The sequence below is a fragment of the Pseudomonas sp. 1L-B-1-E-C1 genome (assembly GCF_057291835.1).
Map to the genome: position 1 here is coordinate 128,055 of NZ_JBXAWN010000005.1, position 24,186 is coordinate 152,240.

General features: G+C 61.2%; 22 protein-coding genes. 10 read left to right on the forward strand and 12 right to left on the reverse strand.

Annotation, left to right across the window (positions count from 1 at the left end; translation table 11 throughout):
• Window positions 1-86: 86 nt before the first annotated feature.
• From AC0Z4S_RS10660 to AC0Z4S_RS10680, 5 genes are all read right to left on the reverse strand, one after another.
• Window positions 87-431, reverse strand: a complete 345-nt coding sequence (locus tag AC0Z4S_RS10660) for a YegP family protein (protein WP_252879576.1) — start codon at window positions 429-431, stop codon at window positions 87-89.
• 109 nt (window positions 432-540) lie between these two features.
• Window positions 541-1,767 (reverse strand): class I SAM-dependent methyltransferase, encoded by a 1,227-nt coding sequence (locus tag AC0Z4S_RS10665; RefSeq protein ID WP_485622951.1) that lies wholly within the window; start codon window positions 1,765-1,767, stop codon window positions 541-543.
• A 311-nt stretch (window positions 1,768-2,078) separates the two neighbouring features.
• Window positions 2,079-2,696, reverse strand: a complete 618-nt coding sequence (locus AC0Z4S_RS10670; RefSeq protein WP_485622952.1) for a TPM domain-containing protein — start codon at window positions 2,694-2,696, stop codon at window positions 2,079-2,081.
• Between the two features lie 33 nt (window positions 2,697-2,729).
• Window positions 2,730-3,485 carry a TPM domain-containing protein gene (locus tag AC0Z4S_RS10675; RefSeq protein WP_123418028.1) on the reverse strand — a complete coding sequence of 252 codons (756 nt, stop codon included), beginning with the start codon at window positions 3,483-3,485 and terminating at the stop codon, window positions 2,730-2,732.
• A gap of 13 nt (window positions 3,486-3,498) precedes the next feature.
• Window positions 3,499-4,107: a LemA family protein gene (locus AC0Z4S_RS10680; protein WP_253499964.1), complete on the reverse strand. Its 609-nt coding sequence runs from the start codon at window positions 4,105-4,107 to the stop codon at window positions 3,499-3,501.
• A gap of 256 nt (window positions 4,108-4,363) precedes the next feature.
• On the opposite strand from AC0Z4S_RS10680, the gene bglX reads away from it, so the two are divergent.
• A complete protein-coding gene (bglX, locus tag AC0Z4S_RS10685; RefSeq protein WP_485622953.1) occupies window positions 4,364-6,655 on the forward strand; it encodes a beta-glucosidase BglX in 2,292 nt (763 codons plus the stop codon).
• Window positions 6,656-6,753: 98 nt separating this feature from the next.
• On the opposite strand, the gene AC0Z4S_RS10690 is transcribed toward bglX, so the two are convergent.
• The 4 genes from AC0Z4S_RS10690 to AC0Z4S_RS10705 form a co-directional block, all read right to left on the reverse strand.
• Entirely contained in the window at window positions 6,754-7,911 is a 1,158-nt protein-coding gene (locus tag AC0Z4S_RS10690) for a phospholipase D-like domain-containing protein (RefSeq protein WP_485622954.1), read from the reverse strand.
• Between the two features lies 1 nt (window position 7,912).
• On the reverse strand, window positions 7,913-8,503 hold the full coding sequence (locus tag AC0Z4S_RS10695) for a YceI family protein (RefSeq protein ID WP_485622955.1): 591 nt from the start codon (window positions 8,501-8,503) through the stop codon (window positions 7,913-7,915).
• Between the two features lie 143 nt (window positions 8,504-8,646).
• Complete coding sequence (locus tag AC0Z4S_RS10700; protein WP_485622956.1) at window positions 8,647-8,943, reverse strand: amidase; 297 nt, start codon at window positions 8,941-8,943, stop codon at window positions 8,647-8,649.
• Window positions 8,940-10,019, reverse strand: coding sequence for a serine hydrolase domain-containing protein (locus AC0Z4S_RS10705; protein ID WP_485622957.1), 1,080 nt, complete (start codon window positions 10,017-10,019; stop codon window positions 8,940-8,942). The genes AC0Z4S_RS10700 and AC0Z4S_RS10705 overlap by 4 nt, the downstream gene beginning before the upstream one ends.
• Before the next feature lie 324 nt (window positions 10,020-10,343).
• On the opposite strand from AC0Z4S_RS10705, the gene olsB reads away from it, so the two are divergent.
• Window positions 10,344-11,099 (forward strand): L-ornithine N(alpha)-acyltransferase, encoded by a 756-nt coding sequence (gene olsB / locus AC0Z4S_RS10710; RefSeq protein WP_485622958.1) that lies wholly within the window; start codon window positions 10,344-10,346, stop codon window positions 11,097-11,099.
• Window positions 11,099-11,893 (forward strand): lysophospholipid acyltransferase family protein, encoded by a 795-nt coding sequence (locus AC0Z4S_RS10715; protein WP_485622959.1) that lies wholly within the window; start codon window positions 11,099-11,101, stop codon window positions 11,891-11,893. Before olsB ends, AC0Z4S_RS10715 begins: the two co-directional genes overlap by 1 nt.
• A gap of 107 nt (window positions 11,894-12,000) precedes the next feature.
• On the opposite strand, the gene AC0Z4S_RS10720 is transcribed toward AC0Z4S_RS10715, so the two are convergent.
• Window positions 12,001-12,585: an acyl carrier protein phosphodiesterase gene (locus AC0Z4S_RS10720; protein WP_485622960.1), complete on the reverse strand. Its 585-nt coding sequence runs from the start codon at window positions 12,583-12,585 to the stop codon at window positions 12,001-12,003.
• Between the two features lie 168 nt (window positions 12,586-12,753).
• On the opposite strand from AC0Z4S_RS10720, the gene AC0Z4S_RS10725 reads away from it, so the two are divergent.
• From AC0Z4S_RS10725 to AC0Z4S_RS10735, 3 genes are read left to right on the forward strand one after another with little or no spacing between them, the layout of a single operon-like run.
• Window positions 12,754-13,056, forward strand: coding sequence for an ArsR/SmtB family transcription factor (locus AC0Z4S_RS10725; protein ID WP_016771327.1), 303 nt, complete (start codon window positions 12,754-12,756; stop codon window positions 13,054-13,056).
• A gap of 34 nt (window positions 13,057-13,090) precedes the next feature.
• Window positions 13,091-14,257, forward strand: coding sequence for an MFS transporter (locus AC0Z4S_RS10730; protein WP_485622961.1), 1,167 nt, complete (start codon window positions 13,091-13,093; stop codon window positions 14,255-14,257).
• Between the two features lie 32 nt (window positions 14,258-14,289).
• Window positions 14,290-15,339 carry an alkene reductase gene (locus tag AC0Z4S_RS10735; protein WP_485622962.1) on the forward strand — a complete coding sequence of 350 codons (1,050 nt, stop codon included), beginning with the start codon at window positions 14,290-14,292 and terminating at the stop codon, window positions 15,337-15,339.
• A 383-nt stretch (window positions 15,340-15,722) separates the two neighbouring features.
• On the opposite strand, the gene emhR is transcribed toward AC0Z4S_RS10735, so the two are convergent.
• The gene (gene emhR, locus AC0Z4S_RS10740; RefSeq protein WP_016771330.1) at window positions 15,723-16,355 is read right to left on the reverse strand and encodes an efflux system transcriptional repressor EmhR; all 633 of its coding nucleotides are present in this window, start codon (window positions 16,353-16,355) and stop codon (window positions 15,723-15,725) included.
• Window positions 16,356-16,621: 266 nt separating this feature from the next.
• On the opposite strand from emhR, the gene emhA reads away from it, so the two are divergent.
• The 3 genes from emhA to emhC are packed head-to-tail and all read left to right on the forward strand — an operon-like array spanning window position 16,622 to window position 22,404.
• Entirely contained in the window at window positions 16,622-17,779 is a 1,158-nt protein-coding gene (emhA, locus tag AC0Z4S_RS10745) for an efflux RND transporter periplasmic adaptor subunit EmhA (protein WP_253499935.1), read from the forward strand.
• Window positions 17,780-17,782: 3 nt separating this feature from the next.
• On the forward strand, window positions 17,783-20,947 hold the full coding sequence (gene emhB, locus AC0Z4S_RS10750; RefSeq protein WP_024011946.1) for an efflux RND transporter permease subunit EmhB: 3,165 nt from the start codon (window positions 17,783-17,785) through the stop codon (window positions 20,945-20,947).
• Window positions 20,944-22,404 carry an efflux RND transporter outer membrane subunit EmhC gene (emhC, locus tag AC0Z4S_RS10755; protein ID WP_485622964.1) on the forward strand — a complete coding sequence of 487 codons (1,461 nt, stop codon included), beginning with the start codon at window positions 20,944-20,946 and terminating at the stop codon, window positions 22,402-22,404. The genes emhB and emhC overlap by 4 nt, the downstream gene beginning before the upstream one ends.
• Before the next feature lie 27 nt (window positions 22,405-22,431).
• Here the strand turns inward: emhC and AC0Z4S_RS10760 are convergent, their stop codons facing one another.
• Window positions 22,432-22,782 (reverse strand): hypothetical protein, encoded by a 351-nt coding sequence (locus AC0Z4S_RS10760; RefSeq protein ID WP_485622965.1) that lies wholly within the window; start codon window positions 22,780-22,782, stop codon window positions 22,432-22,434.
• Between AC0Z4S_RS10760 and AC0Z4S_RS10765 the strand changes: the two genes are divergently transcribed.
• Entirely contained in the window at window positions 22,781-24,040 is a 1,260-nt protein-coding gene (locus tag AC0Z4S_RS10765) for an OprD family porin (protein WP_485622966.1), read from the forward strand. The two genes, AC0Z4S_RS10760 and AC0Z4S_RS10765, sit on opposite strands and share 2 nt — an antisense overlap.
• The last annotated feature ends 146 nt before the right edge of the window (window positions 24,041-24,186 follow it).

Below are 24,186 nucleotides of genomic sequence, written 5' to 3' on the forward strand. Positions count from 1 at the left end.
CGGCAGCTCCTACATGAGAATGCGTTCCAACTGTAGGAGCTGCCGAAGGCTGCGATCTTTTGATTTCAAAGGCTCATGCTCTGAGCTCAGAGGACAGGCAGGGTCTTGTCCTTGATGACTTTGGTCGGGCCGTTGGCCTTCACGCTGGCAATGCCCTTGTCACAAGCGCCGTCCGATGAATACGACTCGCTGCTGCCGATGACCTGATGATTGGCCGCTTTGAGGTTGAAATACGGATGGCCATCCCTGGTCGACTTTTTCTCGTAGCGCTCATCCAGCGGGCTGTTGGCCTGCACCGAGGCGATGCCGCCGTCGGCACCGGCGCGGGTGCTGTAGAGCTCGCTGGTCAGAATCGTTTCGGCGTTCGCCGCTTTCAATACGAACCTGAATTGGCCATTACTGCTTTTGCTCACTTCGTACCATCCGGACATGCCTGTTCCTCCGTGGGGGCGATTGAAAGATCTCGCGCTTCAGAGTAAAGACCAGCTCTCGCGGTCTGTCGCCTGCGCCGACTGCAAGCAGCAAGCTGCAAGCTGCCTCTCAAGGCATATAGCCGTCGGCGCGCAGCAGGGTTTCCAGGCAATGTTCGCTGATGTGGTAGAAGGCTTTCAGCTCTGCGATCTTCGCCAACAGCTGCGACGGATCGACCGGCTCGGCGCGTTTCACCGCGAGAATCATCTTGTTCTTGTTGGTGTGTTCCAGCGAGATAAATTCGAACACCTTGGTCTCGTAACCGCAGGCTTCGAGGAACAACGCACGCAAGCTGTCGGTGACCATTTCCGCCTGCTGGCCGAGGTGCAAACCGTATTGCAGCATCGGCTTGAGCAGCGCCGGGCTCTGGATCTGCAGGCGGATCTGTTTGTGGCAGCACGGCGAGCACATGATGATTGACGCGCCCGAGCGGATGCCGGTGTGGATCGCATAATCGGTAGCGATGTCGCAGGCATGCAGGGCGATCATCACGTCCAGCTCGCTCGGCGCCACCGTGCGCACGTCACCACATTTGAACACCAGCCCCGGATGCTCGAGCTTCGCCGCTGCGGCATTGCACAGGCTGACCATTTCTTCGCGCAGCTCGACGCCGGTGACTTCGCCCTCGGCCTTCAGGGTGTTGCGCAGGTAGTCGTGAATGGCGAACGTCAGGTAACCCTTGCCCGAACCGAAATCGGCGACCCGCACCGGTTTGTCCAGCGCCAGCGGCGACGAGGTCAAGGCGTGACTGAACACTTCGATGAACTTGTTGATCTGCTTCCACTTGCGCGACATCGCCGGGATCAGTTCATGCTGAGCGTTGGTCACGCCCAGGTCCTTGAGGAACGGTCGGCTCAGTTCGAGGAAGCGGTTTTTCTCGCGGTTGTGCTCGGCGGACGGCGCTTCGCGCAATTGCTGAGGCTTGCTCTTGAACAGCGAAGGCTTGCCCTTTTTGCTGTATTCCAGCTGCGCTTCGTCGGTCAATGCCAGCAAGTGCGCATTCTTGAACGAGCTCGGCAACAGCCCGGCAATCAGCGCCACGCCCTCGCTCAGCGGCAGGTTCTTGGTGATGTCGCGGGTCTTGTAGCGATAAACGAAAGACAGACACGGCTGCGCCTTGACCATCACCGGTTTGACAATGACCCGCTGCAGATCCGCCTCTTCACCGACGTACTTGGCCAGCACCAGCTTGATGAAGCCATTGTCGTCGAGGCTGGTTTGCAGCAGCTCGATAAACTGGGCGTGGTGATCGGCGGCCGGTTTGGCGGACGGCGCGGAAGAAGCGGAAACGGACATGGACAAACGGCCTCGGACGGGCGGAATCGGGAATGGCGGGTATTTTAGGGGGGATGGGGGCTGGGGACACCCTCTTATTTACCCAACGGTTCAGAAGCCCCTCACCCCAGCCCTCTCCCGGAGGGAGAGGGGGCCGACCGAGGTGTTCTGTCGAGTTACGCCGACCTGAAATGCCGAGTCGAACTCAGGTTCTCAATCCATAGTCGACTCGGACGTTCAGGTCGGTGTCGAGCAAAAGACACCTCGGTCGGCTCCCTCTCCCTCCGGGAGAGGGCTGGGGTGAGGGTCTGGGGCTCAAGTGAAAAGCCATATCAGCCCAACACCACCAACCGATTCGGCAACTCGTTCCTCAACTGCGTCACCGGCACATGCACCTTCAACAACTCGCCACAGGCCTCTACGCACGTCACAAACCCTTCCAGCGTGCGCCCCTGCCGCACTTGCTCGGTAAACGCCGCGACGATCGCATCCCAGTTGCTGTTATCCAGTCGTTTGGAAATCCCCTCGTCCACCAGAATCTCCACATAGCGCTCAGCCTCGCAGACGAAAATCAGCATGCCGGTGCTGCCCACGGTGTGGTGCAGGTTCTGCTCAAGAAACTGCCGCCGCGCCAGGTTGGAGGCGCGCCAGTGGCGCACGCGGCGCGGCACCAGATGGGTGGTGATCTTCGGCAGACGGAACAGCAGGCAGAGGACGATGAACATGCCCCATTGCACCAGCAACAGACTGCGCAGGGTCAGCCAGCCCGTGAGGTAGTGGACGATGCCCGGCAACACCAGCGCCAGCAAGCTGGCCCAGAGCAGCGGGATGTACGCATAGTCATCGGCGCGGGCAGCCAGCACCGTGACCAGTTCGGCGTCGGTGTCACGTTCGACCCGGGCAATGGCCTCGGCGACTTTGCGTTGTTCGTGTTCAGTCAGTAATGCCATGTCGAAAAGTGCCTGCTCATTATTCTTTTGATCTCACCAGCCGCCGGACGAGCCGCCGCCGCCGAAACTGCCCCCGCCACCGCTGAAGCCACCGCCTCCACCGCCGCCACCAAATCCGCCGCCACCGCCGAAACCGCCCCCTCCTCCGGAGCCGCCCCGACCGGCAGGCAGGATACCGAGCATCTGGCAGACAAACACCGTCAGGATGAACAACATCACCAGAAACATGAACAGCGCCGGATGCCGCGAGATGAAATCATCCGCCGGGTCGCCGCTGGATTCGTACACGGTGGACGGCTCATCGAGCGGATTGCCACCGAGCACCACCAGCATCGCCGCAACGCCGTCGCTGATGCCTTTGCTGAAGTTGCCGGCTTTGAACGCCGGGGTGATGACCTGATGAATGATCACCGACGACTGCGCATCGGTCAGGCGATCTTCCAGGCCATAGCCGACCTCGATGCGCAGTTTGCGCTCGTCACGGGCGACGATCAGCAAGGCGCCGTTGTTCTTGTCCTTCTGGCCGATGCCCCAGTGCCGGCCGAGCTGAACGCCGAAGTCCTCGATGGTGGTGCCCTGCAGATCCGGCAGCGTGACCACCACCAATTGCTCGCCGGTGGCCTGTTCGTGCGCCTGCAATTGCTGGCTCAACTGCGCGCGCACCGTTGGCTCGAGCATTTGTGCCTGATCGACCACGCGTCCGCTCAGCGGCGGAAACGTCAATTCGGCCCGGGCGCTGACGGCGAACAGCCACAGCATCAGCACCAGGCCCAGTTTCAACACACGCATGGGCAACCTCGAATCAGAATTTCACTTCCGGGGCCTTTTCCGCGCCGGGCGTGGTGGCTTCGAAGGTTTCGCGCATCGGCAGATCGCTGTACATCACGCTGTGCCACAGGCGCCCGGGGAAGGTGCGGATCTCGGTGTTGTATTTCTGCACCGCCAGAATGAAATCGCGACGGGCGACGGCAATACGATTTTCCGTGCCTTCGAGTTGCGACTGCAGGGCGAGGAAGTTCTGGTTGGCCTTCAGATCCGGGTAGCGCTCCGAGACCACCATCAAACGGCTCAACGCGCCGGTCAGTTGATCCTGCGCCTGCTGGAACTGCTTGAGCTTCTCGGGATTGTCGAGGGTGCTGGCATCGACCTGAATCGACGTCGCCTTGGCCCGCGCCTCGATCACTGCGGTCAGGGTTTCCTGTTCGTGGGCCGCGTAGCCCTTCACGGTTTCCACCAGATTGGGAATCAGGTCCGCGCGGCGCTGGTACTGGTTCTGCACCTGGCCCCATGCGGCTTTCGCCTGTTCGTCGAGGGTCGGGATATTGTTGATGCCGCACGCAGTCAACAGCGTGGCGAACACCAGCAACGTGGCGACCTGTAGCCGTGAACGATAGGTTGGGCTGATATTCATTGCAGTGATGCTCCATGACACATTTGATTTAAAAACCGAGCGCTGGGCATTCCCGGCCAGCGGTTGGGGCATAATCGGCGCCGCCACTGGCATGCGACGGGTTAATCGGCTAAAAAGTGCCCTTCGCGTTCACGTTGCCGCTGTCGGCGCGGTTTTCCGGCTCAGGTTTTGAGCTGGCACCCGAACAACAATAGTCGCTCCCTACATTTTGGCTGGCCGGTGTTGCCTCACCGTTTGGGCCCTTGAGAAAAAATTCATGAAGAAGCTGTGTTTGCTGGGTCTGTTCGTCAGCCTGGCCAGTCATCAGGTACTGGCCGCCACGACCCCGGTACCTCTGGAGAACAAGGACGCTTTCATCAGCAATCTGATGAAACAAATGACCCTCGACGAGAAGATCGGCCAGTTGCGCCTGATCAGCATCGGCCCGGAAATGCCCCGCGAGCTGATCCGCAAGGAGATCGCCGGCGGCAACATCGGTGGCACGTTCAACTCGATCACCCGCGCGGAAAACCGTCCGATGCAGGACGCTGCGATGCGCAGCCGCCTGAAGATTCCGATGTTTTTCGCGTACGACGTCATCCACGGTCATCGTACGATTTTCCCGATTCCGCTGGCCCTAGCGTCGAGCTGGGACATGGACGCCATCGGCCAGTCCGGACGTGTTGCTGCGAAAGAAGCCGCCGCCGACAGCCTCGACATCACCTTCGCGCCGATGGTCGATATCTCCCGCGATCCGCGCTGGGGCCGCAGCTCCGAAGGTTTCGGTGAAGACACTTACCTGACCTCGCGCATCGCCAAAGTCATGGTCAAGGCCTATCAGGGCGAGACCCCGAGCGCCGCCGACAGCATCATGGCCAGCGTCAAGCACTTCGCCCTGTACGGCGCGGTCGAGGGCGGTCGCGACTACAACACCGTCGACATGAGCCCGGTGAAGATGTACCAGGATTACCTGCCGCCGTACCGTGCCGCGATCGATGCAGGCGCCGGTGGTGTGATGGTGGCGTTGAACTCGATCAACGGTATTCCGGCCACCGCCAACACCTGGCTGATGAACGACCTGCTGCGCAAGGACTGGGGCTTCAAGGGCCTGGCGGTCAGCGACCACGGTGCGATCTTCGAACTGATCAAGCACGGCGTTGCTCGCGACGGTCGCGAAGCGGCGAAGCTGGCGATCAAGGCCGGCATCGACATGAGCATGAACGACACGCTCTACGGGAAAGAGCTGCCGGGGTTGCTCAAGTCCGGCGAAATCGAACAGAAAGACATCGATAACGCTGTGCGCGAAGTGCTCGCGGCCAAATACGACATGGGCCTGTTCAAGGACCCGTACCTGCGCATCGGCAAGGCTGAAGATGACCCGGCCGACACCTACGCCGACAGCCGCCTGCACCGCGCCGAGGCCCGTGAGGTGGCGCGGCGCAGTCTGGTGCTGCTGAAGAATCAGAACGAAACCCTGCCGCTGAAGAAAGACGCGAAAATCGCGCTGGTCGGTCCATTGGCGAAAGCCCCGATCGACATGATGGGCAGCTGGGCCGCCGCCGGGCGTCCGGCGCAATCGGTCACCTTGTTCGATGGCATGAGTGCGGTGATCGGCGACAAGGCCAACCTGATCTACGCCCGTGGCGCCAACATCACGGGCGACAAGAAGGTCCTCGACTACCTGAACTTCCTCAACTTCGACGCCCCGGAAGTGGTCGATGACCCGCGCCCGGCCAACGTGCTGATCGACGAAGCAGTCAAAGCCGCGAAAGACGCTGACGTGATCGTCGCCGCAGTCGGCGAATCCCGTGGCATGTCTCACGAATCCTCAAGCCGTACTGACCTCAACATCCCGGAAACACAGCGCGAATTGATCCGCGCGCTGAAAGCCACTGGCAAACCGCTGGTGCTGGTGTTGATGAACGGCCGCCCGTTGACGATTCTCGAAGAGAACCAGTCGGCCGACGCGATTCTGGAAACCTGGTTCAGCGGCACCGAGGGCGGCAACGCCATCGCCGACGTGCTGTTCGGCGACTACAACCCGTCGGGCAAACTGCCGGTCACTTTCCCGCGCTCCGTGGGCCAGATCCCGACCTACTACAACCACCTGAGCATTGGTCGACCGTTCACGCCGGGCAAACCGGGCAACTACACCTCGCAGTATTTCGATGACACCACCGGCCCGCTGTTTCCGTTCGGTTACGGCCTGAGCTACACCACGTTTGCTCTGAGCGACATGGCGCTGTCGTCGACCACGCTGAACGCCACGGGCAAGCTCGACGCCAGCGTCATGGTCAAGAACACCGGCAAGCGTGACGGCGAAACCGTGGTGCAGTTGTACATCCAGGACGTCACCGGCTCGATGATCCGCCCGGTGAAAGAACTGAAGAACTTCCAGAAGATCATGCTCAAGGCCGGCGAACAGAAAGTCGTGCACTTCACCATCACCGAGGACGACCTGAAGTTCTACAACGCCCAGCTCAAATACGCAGCCGAGCCTGGCAAGTTCAACGTGCAGATCGGCCTGGATTCGCAGGCGGTGACGCAGCAGAGCTTTGAACTGCTGTAACCCATGAAAGCAAAAGATCGCAGCCTTCGGCAGCTCCTACAGGGTGTACACCCTGCCATTGTAGGAGCTGCCGAAGGCTGCGATCTTTTGATCTTGCTTCAACCGCGTCTATCGAGAATATTCACCACCAACCGATCCACCCAGCCCCACACCCGCTGCTTCACCCGCCGCCACAACGGTCGGCGCTGCCATTCTTCCAGGCTGACCAACTGACTCAGTCCGAAGTCCTTGACGAAACTCGTCTCCACCGCTGCCGTAAGGGCTGGATCGAGCGCCTCCAGATTCGCCTCCAGATTGAAGCGCAAATTCCAGTGATCGAAGTTGCATGAGCCAATGCTCACCCAATCGTCCACCAGCACCATTTTCAGGTGCAGAAAGCACGGCTGGTATTCGAAGATCTGCACCCCGGCCTTGAGCAGGCGCGGGTAGTAGCGATGCCCGGCGTAGCGCACCGAAGGGTGATCAGTGCGCGGCCCGGTCAGCAACAGACGCACATCGACACCGCGCGCAGCGGCTTTGCGCAGCGAGCGACGAATCTGCCAGGTTGGCAGAAAGTACGGCGTGGCCATCCAGATGCGTTGCTGGCCGCTGTTCAAGGCGCGGAACAGCGACTGCAGAATGTCGCGGTGCTGACGGGCGTCGGCATAAGCGACGCGGCCCATGCCCTCGCCCTTGTCCGGCACACGCGGCAGGCGCGGCAAACCGAAATGCGCGGCCGGGCGCCAGGCGCGGCGGTAACGGTTGGCGATCCACTGGCGATCAAACAGCAATTGCCAGTCGAGCACCAACGGGCCGCTGATCTCCACCATCACCTCATGCCATTCGCTGACATCATGACCCGGCGTCCAGAATTCATCGGTCACGCCCGTGCCGCCGACCACCGCGAGGCATTGATCGACCAGCAGCAATTTACGATGATCTCTGTAGAAGTTGCCGACCCAGCGCCGCCAGCTCAGGCGATTGTAGAAACGCAGCTCGACGCCGGCCTGGGTCAGGCGCTGACGCAACGTCAGTGTGAAAGCGAGACTGCCGTAATCATCGAACAGGCACCGGACGCGCACTCCGCGCTCGGCCGCCGCGACCAGCGCCTGGACGATGGCTTCGGCGCAGGCACCGGCCTCGACCAAGTACAGCTCCAGTTCGATCTGCTCCCTGGCCCCGGCAATGTGCTCGAGCATCCGCGGAAAGAATTGCGGGCCGTCGATCAACAACTCGAAACGGTTGCCGTCACGCCAGGGAAACACCGCACCGCGCATGTCAGCGCGCCGTGAAGATCAGCACCGCACCCACCGGCACCGACAGACTGATCGCCGACAGGTCGGCGAGTTTGCGCAGGCTTTCCAGGCCCGGCGCCAGATCGAAATCCTCGGCGTTGATCACCAGCGGCTCCAGCGTCACCACTTGAAAACGCCGATCATCGAGACGGGTGGCGAGCAACTCGGCCGGGTACTCGTGCTGCTTGCCGTGCAGGCTGACGGTCAGCGGCAGGCGTAATTCCAGCTGCGCGCCGGGGGCCAGATCGTTGATCGGGCGCAGGTCGAGCTGCGTGGTGATGGTCGCTTCGGGAAACTGCGCAATCTGGAACAGCTCCTTGCGCATGCGTTCATCACGCAAGGGAATGCCACTGTTGATCGATTCGAGCTCGACTTCGACTTCGGCGCGACCGTTGGGATCGACCTTGCCGTGCAGCACCAGAAAGCGCTGCACTTCCGACACGCTGGCATTTTTGGTGCTGACGAACGACAGCCGCGACGATTCTCCGTCCAGATACCAATTGGCCTGGGCCGGCAGTGCCGCGGCGGTCAACAGCAGAATGGCGAAGACTGTATAGAGGGAGCGGTTGAACATTGAACACTCGTGGGGGCGATAAACCTGCACGAACCTTAACCGCCCATGGGTTTATTGCAACATCAAGATCAAAAGATCGCAGCCTTCGGCAGCTCCTACAGGATTGTGCACGCTCTGTAGGAGCTGCCGAAGGCTGCGATCTTTCAAGGCTGTAAGCGGCAGCCCTGGCGTTCGCTCAGCCAATGCGCGCTGTTGCTGCGGCCCATGCCGCTAACGGTGACGGTTTTGCTGGAGGGCTCATCGATGAAGGTATTTGTTGGCAGCCACTGCTTCACATAGCCGCGGCAATACCCGGCATCGTTGTTCATCACATAACGGCACGAGCAATATTCCTTGGCGGTGTAGGCGCTGATGATGTCCGGGAACGCCCAGAGATTTTCCCGTTCATACCAACCCCAGCCGAGCAGCACCACCAGCAGCAACAATAGAAAGCGCTTCATGGCCGTACCGCCTGCAACACGCGTTTGAGCAGTTCATTGTGCTGATAGCTGCCGTCGCGATCATCGGCGTAACGCACGATCACCAGCTTCTGGCTGGGCATCACGTACAGCGCCTGGCCCCAGTGGCCGAGGGCGGCGAAGGTGTCGGGTGGGGCGTCGGGCCATGGTGATGTGGCGCCGTCGACAGGACGATTGAGCCACCAATGGCCGCCCGGCACGGCTTCGTCCTGCTGCGCCTTGTAGCCGGCAAAAGGTGTGAGGTTGAACGTTACCCAATCTTCGGGCAGCAACTGCCGATCGTTCCAGCGCCCGCCGCGCGCCATCAACAGACCGACCCGCGCCAGATCCCGTGCAGTGAGATAAGCATAGGACGAGGCGACAAAAGTAGCGCGGGCATCGCTTTCCCACACGGCGTGGCGAATGCCCAACGGCTCGAACAATGCTGTCCACGGATAATCGGCATAACGCTGCGCGCCGACCATGCTTTTCAGCGCGGCGGCGAGCAGGTTGCTGTCGCCGCTGGAGTAACGGAACGCCTGACCCGGTGCCGCGTAAGCGTCGTGGTACGCAGTGAACGCGGCCATGTCGCGATGGCCCCGGGTGTAGAGCATCGCTACCACGGAAGATTTCAGCGGGGCGTATTCGTAGTCTTCCTGCCAGTCCAGACCAGAGGCCCAGTTCAGTAGATGGCCGAGGGTGATCGCCGGGTGTTTTTCCAGCGCCGGGTAGAACTTCAGGGCCGGGTCGTCGAGTTTGAACCGGCCTTCGCCGTAGGCCACACCGAGGACCGTGGCCATCAGGCTTTTGCTGATCGACCAGGTCAGATGTGGGGTCTGTTCGGTGGTTGGCCCGGCGTAGCGTTCGTAGATGATCTGGCCGTCGTGGATGATCAACAAGGCGTCGGTGCGGATGCCTTTGCGGGTGGCGTCGTTGCGGGGCGGGAAGGCGTAGTTTTCCAGCGCCTCGACGGCGGGGCCGGTGATCTGCGCGGCGGTTGGCCACTGTTCGGCGGGCCATTGTTCGGCCCGGGCGGTGAGGCTGAACAGCAAGAGGAGCAGGGACAGGCCTTTGAACATGGTGGGGGCTCTGGGAATCAACCTGCTGAGCCTAGTCTGGGTTCATGACAGGTGTGTGGCGCTTCTTGAATGGCTATCGCGAGCAGACTCACTCCTACAGTTGATCGCACACCAACTGAACAAACGTCCGGCCGGATTGTTCGGCGCTTGCCGACTGGCCTCGGCGTACCCGGCCAGCAGCGCCAGGTCTGTCATATAAGCATCACCGAACGTTCATGGCGATGACACCGGGGCTACATAGCCTGACTTTGCACAACACGGCTGCATAAAGAAAGTCGATCGGCTGCAACCCACGACGGGTTCAAGGCCCGTACGGAGATTCACATGACGCAAATCGCCCGCATCAGCGACACCGGCAATGAACGCCGCCTGCAAGCCGAACGCCTGGTCGGCGCCCAAGCGTTGCAGCAAGCCCAGGCCCTGCGCTTCGCCGTCTTCAGTGGCGAGTTCAACGCCAAATTGAAAGGCGCGGAACTGGGTCTGGACATGGATGATTATGATGTTCACTGCAGCCACATCGGCGTGCGTGATCTGAACACCGGGCGCCTGGTGGCGACCACGCGTCTGCTCGATCACACTGCCGCCAGCAGCCTCGGCAAGTTCTACAGCGAAGAAGAATTCAGCCTGCACGGCCTCGCCCATCTGCAAGGCCCGATCCTCGAAATCGGCCGCACCTGCGTCGATCCGGCGTATCGCAACGGTGGCACCATCGCCGTGCTCTGGGGTGAATTGGCCGAAGTGCTCAATCAGGGCGGCTACAGCTACCTGATGGGTTGCGCGAGCATCCCCATGCAGGACGGCGGCATCCAGGCCCACGCGATCATGCAGCGGCTGCGCGAACGTTATCTGTGCACTGAACACCTGCGCGCCGAGCCGAAAAATCCGCTGCCGACGCTGGATATTCCGTCCAACGTCATTGCCGAAATGCCGCCGCTGCTCAAGGCCTACATGCGCCTCGGTGCGAAGATCTGCGGCGAGCCGTGCTGGGACGAAGACTTCCAGGTCGCCGACGTGTTCATCCTGCTCAAGCGCGACGAACTCTGCCCGCGCTACGCCAGGCACTTCAAGGCGGCGGTGTGATGAGCCGGTTGCGGGTGTACGCGCGAATCGCGCGAGTGCTGCTGGTGGTGACGCTGGGGCTGACCATGGCCAGCGTCTTCGGCGTGTTCGAACGCATCGGTCTGGCGCACTCGATGGAGCGTCGCCAGCGCTGGTCGCGTTTCTTCATGGCACGGCTGAGCAACGCCCTGCCCTTTCGCGTGAGCGTCCATGGCGAGCTGCCGAAACAGCCGATGCTGTGGGTGAGCAATCACGTGTCGTGGACCGACATTCCGCTGCTGGGCATGCTCACGCCGCTGTCGTTTCTGTCCAAGGCCGAAGTGCGCACCTGGCCGGTGGCCGGCTGGCTCGCAGCCAAGGCCGGCAGCCTGTTCATCCGCCGTGGATCGGGCGACAGCCAGTTGATCCGCAAGCAGATGACTCGCCACTTGCAAACCGAACATGCACTGCTGATGTTCCCGGAAGGCACCACCACCGACGGCCGCTCGCTGCGCACCTTTCACGGTCGCCTGCTGTCGGCGGCGATCGATTCGGAGGTGATGCTGCAACCGGTGGCAATCCGTTACCTGCGTAATGGTGAGATCGATGCGCTGGCGCCGTTCATTGGTGACGATGATTTGCTCTCGCATTTGATGCGCCTGTTCAGCCATGACTGCGGCGATGTCGAAGTGCATCTGCTCAAACCGATTTCCTGTCAGGGCCGCGAGCGCGCGGCGCTGGCGTTCGAAGCGCAGCAGGCGGTGCAGAAGGTGTTGTTTGGCGAGGTCGCAAAACCTGCAGAACCGCGTCGCACAGGCGACCTGATTGCCGCCTGAAAACACACCTCTCCCCTGTGGGAGCGAGCCTGCTCGCGAAAGCGGTGTCTCAGCCAATGTAGATGCTGAATGACACGCCGCCTTCGCGAGCAGGCTCGCTCCCACATTCAGATCTTCAGTGGATCAGAGTTCTGGGCGAAATCCTGCAGCTGCGGGTAGAACAAACTGAAGTCTTCGCTCAACGGCTCATACAACCGTCGCAACTCCGCCATCGCCCCGGCCAACTCTTCAGGCCTCGTCAACCGCCGCGAGATCCCGCGCAGGACCTGCTCCAGCACGGCAAATTCGCGATACGAACCCAGCCAGTCATTGGCAACCATGTGCGGCGCGATCTTCGCCAGCCGTTCCGGCAATTGCCGCTCGCGGGACAGCACCCGATAGACGTCTGCGGTGAACTGTTCCAGCGGTTGATCGGCATACAAACGCCAGTCCCGCGCCAGGCAGTGATCGAAAAACACATCGAGGACGATCCCGGCGTAGCGCCGCCGCGTTTCGGTAAACCGCCCCAGGGCAATGTCCACCAGCGGATGGCGATCAGTGAACACGTCGATCCGCCGATGCAGCGCAATCGCCGCTTCCACCTCCGGGTCGAACTCGCCCTGCAGCCGACCTTTGACGAAGTCGCCATACAGGCTGCCGAGTAACTGACCGGGGCGCTGGCCGCCGAGATGCAAATGCGCGAGATAGTTCATGGGCGCAGCTTAGCACTGGGTTCGAACATTCAGCACGCTTGTATCGTTATAACCCGATATAGCGATTTACAAGATCCTCAGACCATTTTCATATTGGTATATCGCGATCCAACGATTTAAAGTTCGCTTCATCGCGATATATCGCCACTGCCACCACGAGCCCACGCCATGAACCTCGACCTCGACGAAATAATAAAAGCCCTGGCGCACCCAGTACGGCGAGACATCCTCAACTGGCTGAAAGACCCGAAAGGCGAATTCCCCGAGCAGTTGCACAACCACGAATACGGTATATGCGCCGGGCAGATCGATCAGCGTTGCGGCCTGTCGCAGTCGACCGTGTCGGCACACCTGGCGACCCTGCAGCGGGCCGGGCTGATCAGCAGCCAGAAGGCCGGGCAGTGGCATTTTTTCAAACGTAACGAGGACGTCATCCAGGCGTTTCTCAGCACCCTCAGTAAAGAGCTCTGACCCTTAACGTCAGCCAGCCGACAAGGAAACCTGCATGCCCCTTTCGCTCCTCATTCTGGCCCTGAGCGCCTTCGCCATCGGCACCACCGAGTTCGTCATCATGGGCCTGCTGCCCGACGTGGCGGCGGATCTCGGTGTGTCGATTCCCGGCGCCGGCTGGCTGGTCACCGGTTACGCCCTGGGCGTGGCCATCGGTGCACCGTTCATGGCGCTGGCCACCGCGAAGCTGCCGCGCAAAGCCGCGCTGGTGGCGTTGATGGGCATCTTTATTGTCGGCAACCTGCTCTGCGCCATCGCCAGCGACTACAACGTGCTGATGTTTGCCCGGGTGGTCACGGCGCTGTGTCACGGTGCGTTCTTCGGCATCGGTTCAGTGGTGGCGGCCGGTCTGGTGGCGCCGAACAAACGTGCCTCGGCGGTGGCCTTGATGTTCACCGGTCTGACGCTGGCCAATGTGTTGGGCGTGCCGCTGGGCACCGCATTGGGTCAGGAAGCCGGCTGGCGTTCGACCTTCTGGGCGGTGACCGTCATCGGGGTGATCGCCCTGATCGGCCTGATCCGCTTTCTGCCGGCCAAGCGTGACGAAGAGAAACTCGACATGCGCGCTGAACTCGCCGCCCTCAAAGGCGCCGGCATCTGGCTGTCGCTGAGCATGACCGCGCTGTTCGCCGCCTCGGTTTTCACCTTGTTCACCTATGTCGCCCCACTGCTTGGCGAAGTCACCGGCGTGTCGCCGCGTGGCGTGACCTGGACGCTGATGCTCATCGGTCTGGGTCTGACTGTCGGCAACATCATCGGCGGCAAACTCGCCGATAAAGGCATGGCCGCCACGCTGATCGGCGTGTTCATCGCCATGGCCGTGGTGTCCACGCTGCTGAGCTGGACCAGCGTTGCGCTGATCCCGACCGAGATCACCCTGTTCCTCTGGGCCACCGCGTGTTTCGCCGCTGTGCCGGCGCTGCAGGTCAACGTGGTGACCTTCGGCAAGGCTGCGCCAAATCTGGTCTCGACCCTGAACATCGGCGCCTTCAACGTCGGCAACGCCCTCGGCGCCTGGGTCGGCGGCAGCGTTATCGCCCAGGGCTACGGCCTGACCAGCGTGCCATTGGCCGCCGCCGCACTCGCCGTACTGGCCCTGCTGGTGACCCTGATTACTTTCCGCCAGAACGGCAATGCCGAGCTGGCCGCTGCTTCCCACTGATCAACTTCCTTATTAACGAGAGGCTTTTAGACATGGCGACTATTTTCGACCCGATCAAACTTGGCGACATCGAGCTGAACAACCGCATCATCATGGCCCCGCTGACCCGCTGCCGCGCCGACGAAGGTCGTGTGCCGAACGCGCTGATGGCCGAATACTACGTGCAGCGCGCCTCGGCCGGCCTGATCCTCAGCGAAGCCACGTCGGTTACGCCGATGGGCGTGGGCTACCCGGATACCCCGGGCATCTGGTCCAACGATCAAGTGCGTGGCTGGGCCAACGTGACCAAGGCGATTCACGGCGCCGGCGGCAAGATTTTCCTGCAACTGTGGCACGTTGGCCGCATTTCCCACCCTTCGTACCTGAACGGTGAAGCACCGGTGGCGCCAAGCGCCATCCAGCCAAAGGGTCACGTCAGCCTGGTTCGCCCACTGGCCGACTATCCAACCCCGCGCGCCCTGGAAACCGCTGAAATCGCCGACATCGTCGACGCCTACCGCACCGGCGCCGAGAACGCCAAGGCCGCAGGTTTCGACGGCGTGGAAATCCACGGCGCCAACGGTTACCTGCTCGACCAGTTCCTGCAAAGCAGCACCAACCAGCGCACTGACCAGTACGGCGGCTCGCTGGAAAACCGTGCGCGCCTGCTGCTGGAAGTCACCGACGCGGCGATCGAAGTCTGGGGCGCGGGTCGCGTTGGTGTGCACCTGGCACCGCGTGCCGATTCCCACGACATGGGCGATGACAATCTCGCCGAGACCTTCACCTATGTCGCCCGTGAACTGGGCAAGCGCGGCATCGCGTTCATCTGCTCGCGGGAAAAAGATGGCGCCGACAGCCTCGGCCCACAACTGAAAGAAGCCTTCGGTGGCCCGTACATCGCCAACGAAAAATTCACGAAGGAAAGCGCCAACGAGTGGCTGGCCAGTGGTAAGGCAGACGCGGTCGCGTTCGGCGTGCCGTTCATTGCCAACCCGGATCTGCCGGCCCGTTTGCAGGCCGATGCGCCGTTGAACGAGCCGCATCCGGAGACTTTCTACGGTAAAGGTCCGGTGGGTTATATCGACTATCCGACGTTGTAAGCACGCTGTAGCGCAGAAATGTAAAAGCCCCGGACTTGTGAGAGTCCGGGGCTTTTCGTTGTTCGGCTTCAGATTTGTTGCGTGGCACCCGACGTAGCCCCTCACCCCAGCCCTCTCCCGAGGGAGAGGGAGCCGATTTGCAGAGCTTTCAGAACCTGAGTTCGGCGGGATATTTCAGGTCGGCGTCACTCGAAAGATCAGCTCGGTCGGTCCCCTCTCCCTCTGGGAGAGGGCCAGGGTGAGGGGAAAGCGGCGAAACACGGTTTCACAAGAGCTACACAATTTCCCTACAAAATGCATGGCTCGCTAGGTTTAAACTCCCCGCCGCGATCATCAGCCATGGCGGCTGATTGACATCTCCCCGGGCAATTGCGCATTTTGTTTCATTTGCGCAGGCTCGGGCTCAGGCGCAGCATGTCCAGCCCGGTGTCGACCCAGCGTTCAGCCTCGGCGTGCAATTCGAAGCTGTCCGGGGCCAGCAGCCAGCCGTACAGCAGGCCGTCGATATAGGCATGAATGCTGATGGCCGCGCGGGCAGTGTCGAGGTCTTCCGGCAACTGGCCGCGATTCACCGCATTACGCAGGGTCAGCCCGATGCGCAAGTTGCAATCGAGACTGGCCGTCCGGCGCTGCTGGCGCAGATCGCACATTTCATCGGTGAACTCGCACTTATGAAACAGAATTTCGTTGATGCGCCGGGTTTTCGGGTCCAGTGCAACTTGATGAAACAAATGAATCAGCAACTGCCGCATGCAGCCCAGCGGGTCCGGTTCGTCCTCGCTTTCGCTGGCCTTGGCCAGTTCGTCCAGCGGTTCGTGCAGGCTGTCGAGCATGGCCTGGACCAGATCGGCCTTGTTGCTGAAATGCCAGTAAATCGCGCCACGCGTCACGCCGGCGAGGGTCGCGATGTCCGCCAGGGTGGTGCGGGCAACCCCCCTTTCATAGAAGGCTTTCTCGGCCGCTTCCAGGATCTGGCTGCGGGTTTCCTGAGCTTCCTCTTTGGTACGACGGACCATGGCAGTAAAACCTCAAACAGGATGTTTCAGGGATGGCTGAATATCCGCTGAATAAAGAGGGGGCGATCTCTCGCGAATCGGCTCCCCGGCCTACAATTTCAAACCTCGCGCCACTTTTGATAACAGGGTGGGTACGCGGCACAGGTGTTTACAAACAACCATGAACGTAAGTATATTACTTAGCAAGCTACTTATCCACCCGGTGCCCGATTTTTACTCTTTCACACTTCTTGTGCGCTCCTTGCGCGCCTGACCCGAGGATCTTCATGCAATTCAAGCCAGCTGTTACCGCTCTGGTCACTGCCGTCGCCCTGGCATCGCTGCTCAGCGGATGTAAAAAGGAAGAAGCGGCCCCTGCCGCTCCGCCCCCTCAGGTCGGCGTCGTCACCCTGCAACCACAAGCCTTTACCCTCACCTCCGAGCTGCCGGGCCGCACCAGTGCGTTCCGCATCGCTGAAGTTCGCCCGCAGGTCAACGGCATCATCCTCAAGCGTCTGTTCAAGGAAGGCGCCGACGTCAAGGCCGGCCAGCAGCTGTATCAGATCGATCCATCGGTCTATGAAGCGACGCTGAAAAGCGCCGAAGCCAGCCTGCGTTCGACCAAGTCGATATCCGATCGCTACAAGCAACTGGTCGATGAGCAGGCCGTCAGCCGGCAGGAATACGACACGGCCCTGTCCAACCGTCTGCAATCGGAAGCGGAGTTGCAGAGCGCGCAGATCAACGTGCGTTATACCAAGGTCTATGCGCCGATCTCCGGCCGCATTGGCCGTTCTTCGGTCACCGAAGGCGCTCTGGTCAGCAATGGTCAGGCCGATGCGATGGCGGTGATTCAGCAGCTCGATCCGATCTACGTCGACGTGACTCAGTCTTCGGTCGAACTGCTGGAGCTGCGCCGAGAACTGGAAAGCGGCCGTCTGCAGAAGGCCGGCGACAACGCCGCGGCAGTCAAGCTGACCCTGGAAGACGGCAGCCAGTACAAGCTCGACGGCAAGCTGGAATTCTCCGAAGTCTCGGTTGACCAGACCACTGGCTCGGTGACCCTGCGCGCGGTGTTCCCGAACCCGGATCACACTCTGCTGCCAGGCATGTTCGTTCACGCCCAGTTGCAGGCCGGCGTCAACAGCGCAGCGATTCTCGCGCCGCAGCAAGGCGTGACCCGCGACCTCAAAGGCACCCCGACCGCACTGGTCGTCGGCGCCGACAACAAGGTCGAGCTGCGTCAGCTCAAGGCCAGCCGCACCGTCGGCAGCCAGTGGCTGATCGAAGACGGCCTGAAAGCCGGCGATCGTCTGATCACCGAAGGCCTGCAGTACGTCAAACCGGGCGTCGAGGTCAAAGCGACCGAGGCGACTAACGTCGGCACCAAGAACCCGGCCCCCGCACAGGCAGCTGACAAAGCCGCCGGCGGCAAAGGGGAGTAACCCATGTCAAAATTCTTCATCGACCGTCCGATTTTCGCCTGGGTAATTGCCCTGGTGATCATGCTGGTCGGGGCACTTTCGATCCTGAAATTGCCGATCAACCAATACCCGAGCATTGCGCCGCCGGCCATCGCGATCCAGGTGACCTACCCGGGCGCATCCGCACAAACCGTGCAGGACACCGTGGTCCAGGTCATCGAGCAACAGCTCAACGGTATCGACAACCTGCGTTATGTGTCGTCGGAAAGTAACTCCGACGGCAGCATGACCATCACCGCGACCTTCGAGCAAGGCACCAACTCCGACACCGCGCAGGTCCAGGTCCAGAACAAGCTGAACCTGGCCACCCCGCTGCTGCCGCAGGAAGTGCAGCAACAGGGTATCCGCGTGACCAAGGCAGTGAAGAACTTCCTGCTGGTGATCGGCGTGGTGTCGCGTGACGGCAGCATGACCAAGGACGACCTGTCCAACTACATCGTGTCGAACATGCAGGACCCGATCTCGCGGACCGCCGGTGTCGGTGACTTCCAGGTCTTCGGTGCGCAGTACGCGATGCGTATCTGGCTCGACCCGGCCAAGCTGAACAACTTCAACCTGACCCCGGTCGACGTGAAAAACGCCATTGCTGCGCAGAACGTCCAGGTTTCATCCGGTCAGCTCGGTGGCTTGCCTGCCGTGCAGGGCCAGCAACTGAACGCGACGATCATCGGCAAGACCCGTCTGCAGACTGCCGAGCAGTTCAAGGAAATCCTGCTCAAGGTCAACAAGGACGGCTCGCAGGTTCGCCTCAAGGACGTGGCTGAAGTCGGCCTCGGCGGTGAGAACTACGCGATCAGCGCCCAGTTCAACGGCAGCCCGGCGTCCGGTCTGGCGGTGAAACTGGCCAACGGCGCCAACGCCCTCGACACCGCCAAAGCACTGCGCAACACCATCGACAGCCTCAAGCCGTTCTTCCCGCAAGGCATGGAAGTGGTGTTCCCGTACGACACCACCCCAGTGGTGACCGAGTCGATCAAAGGCGTGGTGCACACGCTGGTCGAAGCGATCGCGCTGGTGTTCCTGGTGATGTTCCTGTTCCTGCAGAACTTCCGCGCCACCGTCATCACCACGATGACTGTGCCAGTGGTACTGCTCGGTACGTTCGGCATCCTCGCCGCCGCCGGTTTCAGCATCAACACCCTGACCATGTTCGGCATGGTGCTGGCCATCGGTCTGCTGGTGGACGACGCCATCGTGGTGGTGGAAAACGTCGAGCGGGTGATGAGCGAAGAAGGCTTGTCACCGAAGGAAGCGACGAAGAAATCCATGGGCCAGATCCAGGGCGCACTGGTCGGTATCGCCCTCGTGCTCTCGGCGGTACTGCTGCCGATGGCATTCTTCAGCGGCTCCACCGGTGTGATCTACAAGCAGTTCTCGATCACCATCGTGTCGGCCATGGCCCTGTCGGTACTGGTTGCCCTGATCTTCACCCCGGCGCTGTGCGCGACCATGCTCAAGCCGATTCCGAAAGGCGAGCACGGTACCCCGAAGAAAGGTTTCTTCGGCTGGTTCAACCGCAACTTCGACCGTGGCGTGCGCAGCTACGAGCGCGGCGTCGGCAACATGCTGACCCGCAAGGCTCCGTACCTGCTGGCGTACCTGCTGATCGTCGTGGGCATGATCTGGCTGTTCACCCGCATTCCGACCGCGTTCCTGCCGGAAGAAGACCAGGGCGTACTGTTCGCTCAGGTGCAGACCCCGGCCGGTTCCAGTGCCCAGCGCACGCAAGTGGTGGTGGATGAAATGCGTGAGTACCTGCTGCGTCCCAACAAGGACGGCGGTGAAGCGGACGCGGTGGCTTCGGTGTTCACCGTGACCGGCTTCAACTTCGCTGGCCGTGGGCAGAGCTCGGGTATGGCGTTCATCATGCTCAAACCGTGGGGCGAACGTAACGCCGATAACAGCGTGTTCAATCTCGCTGCGCGTGCCCAGCAACACTTCTTCAGCTTCCGTGACGCGATGGTGTTCGCCTTCGCCCCACCAGCGGTTCTGGAATTGGGTAACGCCACCGGTTTCGACGTGTTCCTGCAGGACCGCGCCGGTATCGGTCACGAAAAACTGATGGAAGCGCGTAACCAGTTCCTCGGCATGGCGGCGCAAAGCAAGGTGCTGACCCAGGTGCGTCCGAACGGCCTGAACGATGAGCCGCAGTTCCAGCTGGAGATCGATGACGAGAAAGCCAGTGCCCTCGGCATCACCATCAGCGACATCAACAACACCCTGTCGATCGCGCTGGGCAGTAGCTATGTCAACGACTTCATCGACCGTGGTCGGGTGAAGAAAGTCTACGTGCAGGGCCAACCGGACTCGCGCATGAGCCCGGAAGACCTGAAGAAGTGGTACGTGCGTAACGCCGAAGGCACCATGGTTCCGTTCTCGGCATTCGCCAAGGGCGAGTGGGTCTACGGTTCGCCGAAACTGGCGCGCTACAACGGTGTGGAAGCGGTCGAAGTCCTCGGGGCTCCGGCACCGGGCTACTCCACCGGTGAAGCGATGGCTGAAGTCGAAGCGATTGCCAAGAAGCTGCCGTCCGGTGTCGGTATTTCCTGGACCGGTCTGTCCTACGAGGAACGTCTGTCCGGCTCGCAAGCGCCAGCGCTGTACGCCCTGTCGTTGCTGATGGTGTTCCTGTGTCTGGCGGCGCTGTATGAAAGCTGGTCGATTCCGATCGCGGTCATGCTCGTGGTACCGCTGGGGATCATCGGTGCACTGATGGCCACCAGCCTGCGCGGTCTGTCCAATGACGTGTACTTCCAGGTGGGGTTGTTGACGACCATCGGTCTGGCGGCTAAAAACGCGATTCTGATCGTCGAATTCGCCAAGGAACTGCATGAACAGGGACGCAGCCTGCGTGAAGCGGCAATCGAAGCCTGCCGTATGCGTCTGCGCCCGATCATCATGACCTCGCTGGCCTTCGTTCTCGGTGTGGTACCGCTGGCGATTTCCACCGGCGCCGGTTCAGGCAGCCAACATGCGATCGGTACCGGCGTGATTGGCGGTATGCTCACGGCCACGATCCTGGCGATTTTCTGGGTCCCACTGTTCTTCGTTACTGTGTCGTCGATCGGTCAGCGCAAAAAGACCGACGCGGATGAGACTACTGAAACTCCTAAAGAGGCTGGCCAATGAGCAAGTCGCTACTCTCCATCGCAGTCGCCGCCTTCGTGCTGAGCGGTTGCTCGCTGATACCTGACTATCAGCAGCCTGAGGCTCCGGTCGCAGGCCAGTACCCGCAGGGGCCGGCGTATTCGCCGGCCCAGGCTCCGGCGCAAGCCGCGGCCGAACAGGGCTGGAAGCAGTTTTTCCATGACCCTGCCCTGCAACAGCTGATCCAGGTCGCTCTGGAAAACAACCGCGACCTGCGTGTCGCGGCGCTGAACATCGACGCTTACGCGGCGCAGTACCGCATCCAGCGCGCCGACCTGTTCCCGGCGGTGTCGGCCAATGCTGCCGGCAGCCGCCAGCGTCTGCCGGCCCGTGCCTCGCAGACCGGTGACTCGATGATCAGCAGTCAGTACTCGGCCACTGTCGGCGTCAGCGCTTACGAACTCGACCTGTTCGGCCGGGTGCGCAGCCTGAGCGAACAAGCGCTGCAACAATACTTCGCCACCGAAGAAGCACGCCGCAGCACGCAGATCAGTCTGGTGGCCAACGTCGCCAATGCCTATCTGACCTGGCAAGCGGACAAGGAACTGCTCAAGCTGACGCAGGACACCCTCGGTGCCTTCGAAGAAAGCTTCAAGCTGACCAGCCGCAGCAACGAAGTCGGTGTGGCTTCGGCCCTGGATCTGGCGCAGTCGCGCACTTCCGTGGAAAACGCCCGGGCACAATTGGCGCGTTACACCCGCCAGGTTGCACAGGACGAAAACAGCCTGACCCTGCTGCTCGGCACCGGTATTCCGGCCAATCTGCAAGCGGCCAAACCGCTGGCCGACGACCTGCTCAGCGACGTGCCGGCCGGTCTGCCTTCGGATCTGCTGCAGCGTCGTCCGGACATCCTGCAAGCGGAATACAACCTGAAGGCGGCCAATGCCAACATCGGCGCGGCCCGTGCAGCGTTCTTCCCGAGCATCAGCCTGACCGCCAACGCGGGCAGCCTGAGCCCGGACCTGTCGGGTCTGTTCAAGGGTGGTTCGGGGACGTGGCTGTTCCAGCCGCAGATCAACCTGCCGATCTTCAACGCCGGCAGCCTGCGCGCCAGCCTCGACTACGCCAAGATCCAGAAGGACATTGGCGTGGCGAACTACGAGAAGTCCATTCAGACGGCCTTCCAGGAAGTCGCCGACGGCCTCGCCGCCCGCCAGACCTACACCGAGCAGCTGCAAGCGCAGCGTGACTTCGTTCAGGCCAACCAGGATTACTACCGCCTGGCCGAACGTCGCTACCGCATCGGCGTCGACAGCAACCTGACCTTCCTCGATGCCCAGCGTCAGTTGTTCAGCGCGCAACAGGCGTTGATCACCGACCGCCTCGCGCAGCTGACCAGTGCGGTCAACCTGTACAAGGCCCTGGGTGGCGGCTGGAATGCGCAGACCGCGCAGAACGAACCGCTGAAAGAAGAAGCGCCGAAGATGAAGCTGTTCTGATCCTCGGCTGACTACATCAAGCCCACCTTATTGGTGGGCTTTTTGTTTTTTGAAGATCAAAAGATCGCAGCCTTCGGCAGCTCCTACAGGGAAATGCATTCCAAATGTAGGAGCTGCCGAAGGCTGCGATCTTTGCTTTTTGCTGTTCGATAACCGCCCAAAACCCGCTTTCAGCAATTGAATCCGAACACACAGGCCCTTCACCATTCGACCCAGAAAACCAATAACAACAAGGTTCGACACCATGCTCCAGCGCCCTGCCCCGCCTGGCTGACCGCCACCGCTGCATCTCAGACCTGCATCACACGTTGCCTGCGCCGCACTCGCCGCGACAGCGCAGCCGTTCGCCCTAAAAAAACAAGAGAGACCCAAGTCCATGACAGTTTTCCCTGTGCCCTACGCATTGCCCGTTGTGATCGCCCTGGCCGGCGCCGGTCTGGCCCTGCCAGCCAGCGCCGAAGAAAGCGGCTTCATCGAAGGCGCCAAGGTCAACCTCAACCTGCGCAACTTCTACATCAACCGCAACTTCACCAACCCGACCAAGGCCCAGGGCAAGGCTGAAGAGTGGACGCAGAGTTTCATTCTCGACGCCAAATCCGGCTTCACCCAAGGCACCGTCGGCTTTGGCATGGACGTACTCGGGCTGTATTCGATCAAGCTCGATGGCGGTAAGGGCACGGGCGGTACGCAGTTGTTGCCGCTGGACCATGACGGTCGCCCGGCGGACAACTTCGGTCGCACCAACGTCGCGTTCAAGGCCAGACTCTCGCAGACCGAAGTCAAGGTCGGCGAGTGGATGCCGGTATTGCCGATTCTGCGTTCGGACGACGGTCGCTCACTGCCGCAAACCTTCCGTGGCGGCCAGATCACCTCCAAGGAAATCGCTGGCCTGACCCTCTATGGCGGCCAGTTCCGCGCCAACAGCCCGCGCGACGACAGCAGCATGAGCGACATGTCGATGACCGGCAAAACCGCGTTCACGTCCGATCGTTTCAACTTCCAGGGCGGTGAATACCTGTTCAACGACAAGCGCACGCAGATCGGCTTATGGAACGCGCAGCTCAAGGACATCTACAGCCAGCAGTACCTCAACGTGCTGCACAGCCAGCCGCTCGGCGACTGGACGCTGGGCGCCAACCTCGGGTTTTTCTACGGCAAGGAAGATGGCAGCGCCCGCGCCGGCGATCTCGACAACAAGACCTGGTACGGGATGTTTTCCGCCAAATACGGCGGCAACACCTTCTACGTCGGCCTGCAGAAACTCACCGGCGACAGCGCGTGGATGCGGGTCAACGGCACCAGTGGCGGCACCCTCGCCAACGACAGCTACAACGCCAGTTATGACAACGCTCAGGAACGCTCCTGGCAACTGCGCCACGACTACAACTTCGCCGCCATGGGCATCCCCGGCCTGACCCTGATGAACCGCTACATCAGCGGCGACAACGTGCACACCGGGACGATCACCGACGGCAAGGAATGGGGCCGCGAATCGGAACTCGGTTACACGGTGCAGAGCGGCACGTTGAAGGATTTGAACGTCAGATGGCGCAACTCGACCATGCGCCGAGACTTCAGCAACAACGAGTTCGACGAGAACCGCTTGATCGTCAGCTACCCGATCAGCCTGCTATAAACACCGATCCTTGTAGGAGCTGCCGAAGGCTGCGATCTTTTGATCTTGTTTTTAAAGAATCAAAATCAAAAGATCGCAGCCTTCGGCAGCTCCTACAAGGGTACGCATTCCAACTGTGGGAGCGAGCCTGCTCGCGAAGGCGATGG